This is a genomic window from Phenylobacterium sp., assembly GCF_036263695.1.
Lineage (GTDB): Bacteria > Pseudomonadota > Alphaproteobacteria > Caulobacterales > Caulobacteraceae > Phenylobacterium.
On record NZ_DATAGM010000201.1, the window covers coordinates 1 to 6,780 of the forward strand.

The window sequence follows — 6,780 nt, forward strand, 5'->3', positions numbered from 1 at the left end:
CTCGCGGCCAGCTGCGGCCGGCCGGAGGGACGCCATCGCCGCCGCGCAATCAATGAGGAGAAGTGGTGCCTGGGGCCGGAATCGAACCAGCGACACGCGGATTTTCAATCCGCTGCTCTACCAACTGAGCTACCCAGGCGAGGCCGCGCTCGCGGGAGCCGCGTCTATAAAAGAGCCCCCGCGGGAAGTCCAGCGAGGTCAGTCGCCGTCCTCATCGGATTCCGCAGGCCCCTCATCGTCCTCGACGGCCGGCACGGCGTAGCCGCCGGTCAGCCAGCGCTGCAGGTCCACGTCGGCGCACCGCTTGGAGCAGAACGGCCGGTACTCCGGCTGAGCCGGCTTCTTGCAGATCGGACAGGGCGCGCTCATCGCCGCCTCACCCGCAGGTCGTCCTCCTTGAGGCCCGGGTCGGAAGCAAGCTCGACCCGCGCCCCGATCCGCCCGGTCAGCGCCTCCACCAGCGGCTCCGCCGCCTGCGCCACGGCCGGCGCGCAGGCCAGCAGCAGCCGCCCGCCCGGATCGGCGGCGGCCTCCCGCTCGGCCTCCCTGATCAGGCGCTGGGCCAGGCTGCGGGGCGTGAGCCGCCCGTCTTCCGTGCAGAGTATCTCGGCGATCGGGCGCGTGCGGCGCGGAATCAGCAGCTCCAGGGTCCCGAACCGGCTGATTGGCCCGATCGCAACGCCGGGATTGTCCGGCCGAAAGGCGGCCCGCGCCGCCTCGGTCAGCGCCGCCCCGTCGTGGCCGCGCCCGACCAGGTCGAAGACCACGATGCCGCCGAGCCCTTTCAGGCGCAGCAGCCGGGCGGCCGCGCCCAGGGCGGCCAGGTTGGCCTGCCGGGCGACGCGCTTGGTCTCCTGGCCCTGCCGCTCGCCCACGTCGATGTCGACGGCGGTCAGCGCCCGCGTCGGCTCGATCGCCACGCTGCCGCCCCCGGGCAGCGGGTGGACGCTCGCCAGCGCCTCGGCCTCGGCCTCGTCGGCCATCTCCCGCGCCGACGGTCCCTCGGTCACCTTCACGCCCGGGGCGAAGGCTGTGAGCTGGGCCTTCAGGCCGGGCGGCGGCGCCAGCAGCTGCGGCGGCCCATCGGACGGCCCGAGCGCGCGGGCCAGGGCCAGCTTGCCCCGCCGCGGCTCGGCCCGGATTTCCACCTCAAGGGAGGCGCCCTGCACCGGCCGCGCGTCCGGCTTGAAATCGAGCATGGCCTCGGCGCCGCCGGCCAGCTCCAGGAACGCCGAGCCGAGCTGCGGCTCGACCTTGCGCACCCGGGCCCGGTGCCGGGCTCCGACCTGCAGCGCCTGGGCCTCGCCGTCGCGCGCGATCAGCAGCCGCTCCGGCCGCCCGTCCAGGGTCACCACCCCGCGCTGCTCGCCGACACCCTTGTCGAGGTACAGCCGCCGCTCGCTCATCGCACCTTCAGTCCCGCGCCCGTCAGCAGATTGACAGTCTCATAGAGCGGCAAACCCACCACCCCGGAATAGGAGCCCTGCAGCTCGGTGACGAAGGCCCCTGCCCGGCCCTGAATGGCGTAGCCGCCGGCCTTGCCCACCCCCTCGCCGCTCTCCAGGTAGCCGGCGATCTCGCCCGGCGTCAGCCGCTTGAAGGTGACCCGCGTCTCCACCAGCCGGCTGATCGGCCGCTCGCCGCCGCACACCGCCACCGCGGTCAGCACCTTGTGAGCGCGGCCCGAGAGCAGCTCGAGGCAGGCCCGCACCTCGGCGTCCGTCTCCGCTTTGGGCAGGACCCGCCGGCCTAGCGCCACGACCGTGTCGGCCGCCAGCACGACCTCGCCGGGCCGCTCTTGCGCGACCTTGGCCGCCTTCTCGCGCGCCAGCCGAAGGGCCAGCAGGCGGGGGGTTTCTTTCGGTTTCGGGGTTTCGTCGATCTCGGCGCCGAGGACCGCGTCGGGGATGATCCCGACCTGGCGCAGCAGATCCAAGCGCCTGGGGCTCGCCGACGCCAGCACCAGGCCTTGCGGCCGCTTGTCCGGCAACGTCCCTAGCGGACGCGGAAGGTGATGCGGCCCTTGGTCAGGTCGTAGGGCGTCATCTCGACCAGGACCTTGTCGCCGGCCGACACGCGGATGCGGTTCTTGCGCATCTTGCCGGCGGTATGGGCGATGATTTCGTGGTCGTTCTCGAGTTTCACGCGGAACGTCGCGTTGGGCAGGACTTCACTCACCGTGCCCGGAAATTCCAGAAGTTCTTCCTTCGCCATGCAGGCTCCCAAATGTGGTTCATAAACGAACGGCCCGCGTCGAGGGCGCGAGCCGCACAGCCCACATTATAGCGCGCTTCGCAAGCGCTGGTCGATGGTTCGCTAGGCGTGGCGGGCGAACACGGCCGTCTTGCCGCCCGCGAGCAGCAGCAGGGTCTCGAAGGCTTCCTTCTTCCCGGAGGGCTGCTCCATCCCCGGCGAGCCCAAAGGCATGCCGGGCACGGTAAGACCGATCGCTTTCGGACGCTCCTTCAGGAGGCGGCGCACGTCGGCCGGCGGCACGTGGCCGACCGTGACGTAGCCGCCGATGTCGGCGAGGTGGCAGGAGGAGAGCGCGTCGGGCACGCCGCGCTTGCGCCACTCCACCGATAGGTCCTCCACCTCCACCACAACGGGCGCGAAACCGGCCCGCGCCATCGCCGTCACCCAGCCGCGGCAGCAGCCGCAGGAGGCGGTCTTGTAGACGGTGAGCTTGGGGCCGGGTGCAGCTGCAGCCGACGAGCCGCAGAGGCCGACCGCCGTCGCGGCCACGAGGAAGAGGCGTCTGTTCATGGCGTTCAATGTGGTTCCGCCCTTTACGACTATCCAGCCGTCTAGTCGCCGAATCGTTCGGCGATCCGCCGCGCCAGGGCGTCCCGTACTTCGCGGTAGGCGGCCATCCGGCTTTCCCGGGAGGCTTCGGCAAGCGTCGGATCGTGTGTCGGCCAGTATTCGATGTCCACCGCGCGGCCACGGGTGAGCTCGACGGCGCGGTGCTGCGCCTCGGGAGTGAGCGAGACGACCAGGTCGAAGGAATCGTCCTCCAGCTCGTCGAAGGTCTTGGGCGTGTGGCCTTCGAGGTCGACGCCAATCTCGGCCATTACCGCACGGGTGAAGGGATCCGCCTCGCCCGCCTCTGCGGCCTCGCGGCGCAGCCCGCAGCTGTCCACATAGATCCGGTTACCTGCCAGCTTCTTCAGCAGCGCCTCGGCCATCGGCGAGCGCACCCGGTTGAAGTTGCAGGCGAACAGCACCGCCTGCGGCGACCTTACCCCAGAGCTCAAGCGATCAGCCCCGCCAGTGGAGCGCGCAGATGAGGGTGAACAGCCGGCGGGCGGTGTCGAGGTCGGTCTCGACCTTGCCGGCCAGCCGCGTGCGCAGCAGCTGCGAAGCCTCATTGTGCAGTCCGCGCCGGCCCATATCCAGGGCCTCGATCTGCTGCGGGCTCGCCGACCGGATGGCCTGGTAGTAGCTGTCGCAGATCATGAAGTAGTCCTTGATGATGCTGCGGAACGGCGAGAGCGACAGGATGTGCCGCTTCTCGTAGGTCGGGCCCTTAACGTCCAGGACCAGCCGGTTCTCCATAAGCCCCATGCGCAGGTCGTAGGGACCCGTCTCGGCGCCTTCGGGATGAAAATAGTTCTCCTCGAGCAGGTCGAAGATGGCGATCTGCCGCTCCTGCTCCTGGTCGCGCGAAACCGCCGCGAGCGACTCTTCGTCGATCTCGACGCTCTGCAGGCGGTGTTTCTTGCGCTCGTCGTCGGCCATGGCGGATTCGTAACGGCGAGCTTTATGCCAATCCGGCCTGCGCCGTCATCCGCCAGGGGGCCGCGCGACAGAAAAGGGCGCCCGGGGGTGGCCCGGGCGCCCAGTCTCTCCTCAGACGTCTCGTTCGGCCTAGTAGCGAGCGGCGTAGCGGCCGCCGCCGGCCGGCGCAACGTAGGCCTCGTGCACGTAGCCGACGCCGACGCCGCCCTCGCCCACCAGGATCCAGGGCGAGTTGCGCACCCGGGCAAGGGCCTCGAAGTCCTGGCCGGCCCGCAGCTGGCCGACCCGGGCCGAGCCGGTGGTCGGCGCCGAGCGCACGTTGATGGTCGTGGTGGCCTGGTAGATGTCGCCGTCACGGGCGAAGCTCGCCGGAGCCAGGCCGCCGTTCAGCCGGTAGCCGCCGTGGCTGTAGGTGCGCTGATGGCCGTAGCCGGCCTGCCGGTTCACGTCCGAGCGCTGCATGCGGCAGCCGACGTAGGAGCCGGTGGCCGCGCCGGCGACCGCGCCGATGGCGGTGCCCGTGCCGCGGTCGTTCTTGGCCAGATTGGAGCCCAGCGCCCCGCCGGCCAGCGCGCCGAGCACGGCGCCGGCGATCTGCTTGTGGCCCGGCGCGTCGCAGTTGACGACGCCGCTGCCGATCCCCTGGGCCGCAGCCGGGGCCGAAACGCCGGCCGTCAGGGCCAGGCCCGCCAGGGCCGCCGCCGCGCCGCGCGCCAGCTTGGTTTGGTTGAAGTTCATGACTACTCTCCGTCCTCGTGTCGCGAATTCCGTCCAGAGCCTTGGGAAGGCCCGATGCGATGCACCTTATGTGGCCGCAGCTGAACGGGCGCCTCGCCGCGCCTGTCAGAAACTGTTCAGCTTTGTTAGGCGGTTTTCAGACCCTGCGGGGCGGAGCCTCGCCACAGGTGTTGCGGGACGATTAACGGACAGACGCCGTCACCGCGTAGGATCGATCATCAACCCACGGAAGGCCTGCCGCGATGAGCGATCTGACCATCTGGACCTACGACTGGGTCCCTGAGGGCCCTCGGGGCTTCGTGCGGGATCTGAGGCTGCGCTGGGCCTGCGAGGAAGCCGGACTGGCCTACGCCGTCCGAACCGTTCCGTTCGATGACCGCCAGACCAATCATCTCGATCGCCAGCCGTTTGGCCAGGTTCCGTTCCTGAGCGACGGAGACCTGCAGATCTTCGAAAGCGGCGCCGGGCTGCTGCACCTCGCCCGCAAGAGCGAACGGCTGATGCCGCGTGATCCGGTGGGAGAAGCGGAGACGCTGCAGTGGACAATCGCCGCGCTCAACTCGATCGAGATGGTCACCGTGCCATGGTGGTTCCTGAAGATCTCAGGGGACCCCGACAATCAGCTGACCGGGTGGATGGGCCAGCGCCTCGCCCAGCTCGAAGCCATCTTCAGCGAGCGGGAATGGCTCGCGGCCGGCCGCTTCACCATCGCGGACCTGCTGATGGCCGACGTCCTGCGCGTCCGGGAAGTCCGCGCCTTCGGCGACCGGCCGGCGAGCGAAGCGTATGTGAGCTGCATCACCGCTCGACCCGCCTTCAAGAAGGCCCAGGCCGAGCAGATTCGTCAGTTCAAGACCGCCGACGAGAAGCGATCGAGAACGGCGTCAGGCTGACAGGCTTCGCCGGGTGGCCGCGCTGAGGACCACCAGGAGCGCGAGCAGGACGGCGGCGTAGGCGACGATGTTGCCGGCGAAGTACAGCAGATGGAAGGCGTTGTTCTGAGCCCCATCCTCCGATCGGAGGCGATAGAAGTAGGGCTTGGGCCAGCCATGCCGGGTGACGAAGCCGGTGCCGGCATGGCCGACACAGCGCGCCTGTAAGCGCGGCCTTCTACGCCGCGGCCGCCTCGCCAGCCATCGCCCGCGCCACCGCCTCGGCGACCTTGATGCCGTCGACGGCGGCCGAAAGGATGCCGCCGGCGTAGCCGGCGCCCTCGCCGGCCGGGAACAGGCCGCGCACGTTCAGGCTCTGGAAGTCGGCGCCGCGAGTGATGCGGATGGGCGCGGAGGTGCGCGTCTCGACGCCGGTCAGCACCGCCTCGGGATCGTCGTAGCGGGGGATCTTGCGGCCGAACACCGGCAGCGCCTCGCGCATCGCCTCGATGACATACTCCGGCATGACGGCGGCCAGATCGGTGGGCCGCACGCCCGGACGATAGCTGGGCGTGACGCTCCCGAGCGCGCTCGACGCCCGGCCCGCCAGAAAGTCGCCCACCAGCTGGCCCGGCGCGCGATAGTCCCCGCCGCCCGCCACGAAGGCCCGGCTCTCCAGCTCGCGCTGCAGGTCGATGCCGGCCAGCGGATGCTCGCTCGGATAGTCCGCCGGCGAGATCCCGACGACGAAGCCCGAGTTGGCGTTCCGCTCGTTGCGCGAATACTGGCTCATGCCGTTGGTCACCACGCGCCCTGGCTCCGACGTGGCGGCCACCACCGTCCCGCCCGGGCACATGCAGAAGCTGTAGACCGTTCGCCCGTTGGCGCAGTGATGCGACAGCGAATAGGCCGCCGCCCCCAGGTCCGGGTGGCCCGCGCAAGGCCCGAACATGGCCCGGTCGATCCACGACTGGGGATGCTCGATGCGGAAGCCGATGGAGAACGGCTTGGCCTCGATGTGGACGCCCCGGTCATAGAGCGCCTGGAAGGTGTCGCGCGACGAGTGGCCGACGGCGAGCACCACCTGCTCCGCTTCCAGGAACTCGCCGGTGTGCAGGTGCAGCCCCCGCAGCCGCAGCCCCCCGTGCGGCCCGCGGTCCAGCTCCACGTCCGTCACGCGCTGCTGGAACCGGTACTCCCCGCCCAGCCCCTCGATCTTGGCGCGCAGGCTCTCGACCATGGTCACCAGCCGGAAGGTGCCGATGTGCGGGTGCGCCTCGGTGAGGATCTCGCTCGGCGCGCCGGCCTCGACGAACTCGGTCAGCACCTTGCGCCCCAGGAACCGCGGGTCCTTGATCTGGCTGTAGAGCTTACCGTCGGAAAAGGTGCCGGCCCCGCCCTCCCCGAATTGGACGTTGGATTCCGGGTT

The 6,780-nt window shown here is 70.2% G+C and carries 10 protein-coding genes and 1 tRNA gene; 1 reads left to right on the forward strand and 10 read right to left on the reverse strand.

Annotation, left to right across the window (positions count from 1 at the left end; translation table 11 throughout):
* Window positions 1-63: 63 nt before the first annotated feature.
* The 9 genes from VHK87_RS08110 to VHK87_RS08150 form a co-directional block, all read right to left on the reverse strand.
* Window positions 64-139, reverse strand: a tRNA-Phe gene (locus VHK87_RS08110).
* A gap of 59 nt (window positions 140-198) precedes the next feature.
* Complete coding sequence (locus VHK87_RS08115) at window positions 199-369, reverse strand: DNA gyrase inhibitor YacG (RefSeq protein ID WP_329634397.1); 171 nt, start codon at window positions 367-369, stop codon at window positions 199-201.
* Window positions 366-1,406 (reverse strand): ribonuclease E/G, encoded by a 1,041-nt coding sequence (locus VHK87_RS08120; protein ID WP_329634398.1) that lies wholly within the window; start codon window positions 1,404-1,406, stop codon window positions 366-368. The genes VHK87_RS08115 and VHK87_RS08120 overlap by 4 nt, the downstream gene beginning before the upstream one ends.
* Window positions 1,403-1,990 (reverse strand): nucleoside triphosphate pyrophosphatase, encoded by a 588-nt coding sequence (locus VHK87_RS08125; protein ID WP_329634399.1) that lies wholly within the window; start codon window positions 1,988-1,990, stop codon window positions 1,403-1,405. Before VHK87_RS08125 ends, VHK87_RS08120 begins: the two co-directional genes overlap by 4 nt.
* 5 nt (window positions 1,991-1,995) lie before the next feature.
* Window positions 1,996-2,214, reverse strand: coding sequence for a translation initiation factor IF-1 (infA, locus tag VHK87_RS08130; RefSeq protein WP_111458197.1), 219 nt, complete (start codon window positions 2,212-2,214; stop codon window positions 1,996-1,998).
* 102 nt (window positions 2,215-2,316) lie between these two features.
* Window positions 2,317-2,766, reverse strand: coding sequence for a DUF411 domain-containing protein (locus VHK87_RS08135; RefSeq protein WP_329634400.1), 450 nt, complete (start codon window positions 2,764-2,766; stop codon window positions 2,317-2,319).
* A 41-nt stretch (window positions 2,767-2,807) separates the two neighbouring features.
* Window positions 2,808-3,257 (reverse strand): low molecular weight phosphatase family protein, encoded by a 450-nt coding sequence (locus VHK87_RS08140; protein ID WP_329634401.1) that lies wholly within the window; start codon window positions 3,255-3,257, stop codon window positions 2,808-2,810.
* Window positions 3,258-3,261: 4 nt separating this feature from the next.
* Window positions 3,262-3,741, reverse strand: a complete 480-nt coding sequence (locus VHK87_RS08145; RefSeq protein WP_329634402.1) for a UPF0262 family protein — start codon at window positions 3,739-3,741, stop codon at window positions 3,262-3,264.
* A gap of 129 nt (window positions 3,742-3,870) precedes the next feature.
* A complete protein-coding gene (locus tag VHK87_RS08150; protein WP_329634403.1) occupies window positions 3,871-4,479 on the reverse strand; it encodes an SH3 domain-containing protein in 609 nt (202 codons plus the stop codon).
* A 242-nt stretch (window positions 4,480-4,721) separates the two neighbouring features.
* On the opposite strand from VHK87_RS08150, the gene VHK87_RS08155 reads away from it, so the two are divergent.
* Window positions 4,722-5,372: a glutathione S-transferase family protein gene (locus VHK87_RS08155; protein WP_329634404.1), complete on the forward strand. Its 651-nt coding sequence runs from the start codon at window positions 4,722-4,724 to the stop codon at window positions 5,370-5,372.
* Window positions 5,373-5,589: 217 nt separating this feature from the next.
* Here the strand turns inward: VHK87_RS08155 and VHK87_RS08160 are convergent.
* A partial coding sequence (locus tag VHK87_RS08160; protein WP_329634405.1) for an NAD(P)/FAD-dependent oxidoreductase occupies window positions 5,590-6,780 on the reverse strand: 1,191 nt, incomplete at its 5' end.

Bases quoted from the DNA above. Each gene is read 5' to 3' on its own strand.
- VHK87_RS08115 (WP_329634397.1), bottom strand. From the start codon at position 369: ATGAGCGCGCCCTGTCCGATCTGCAAGAAGCCGGCTCAGCCGGAGTAC.
- VHK87_RS08145 (WP_329634402.1), bottom strand. From the start codon at position 3,741: ATGGCCGACGACGAGCGCAAGAAACACCGCCTGCAGAGCGTCGAGATC.
- VHK87_RS08150 (WP_329634403.1), bottom strand. From the start codon at position 4,479: ATGAACTTCAACCAAACCAAGCTGGCGCGCGGCGCGGCGGCGGCCCTG.
- infA (WP_111458197.1), bottom strand. From the start codon at position 2,214: ATGGCGAAGGAAGAACTTCTGGAATTTCCGGGCACGGTGAGTGAAGTC.
- VHK87_RS08135 (WP_329634400.1), bottom strand. From the start codon at position 2,766: ATGAACAGACGCCTCTTCCTCGTGGCCGCGACGGCGGTCGGCCTCTGC.
- VHK87_RS08120 (WP_329634398.1), bottom strand. From the start codon at position 1,406: ATGAGCGAGCGGCGGCTGTACCTCGACAAGGGTGTCGGCGAGCAGCGC.
- VHK87_RS08155 (WP_329634404.1), top strand. From the start codon at position 4,722: ATGAGCGATCTGACCATCTGGACCTACGACTGGGTCCCTGAGGGCCCT.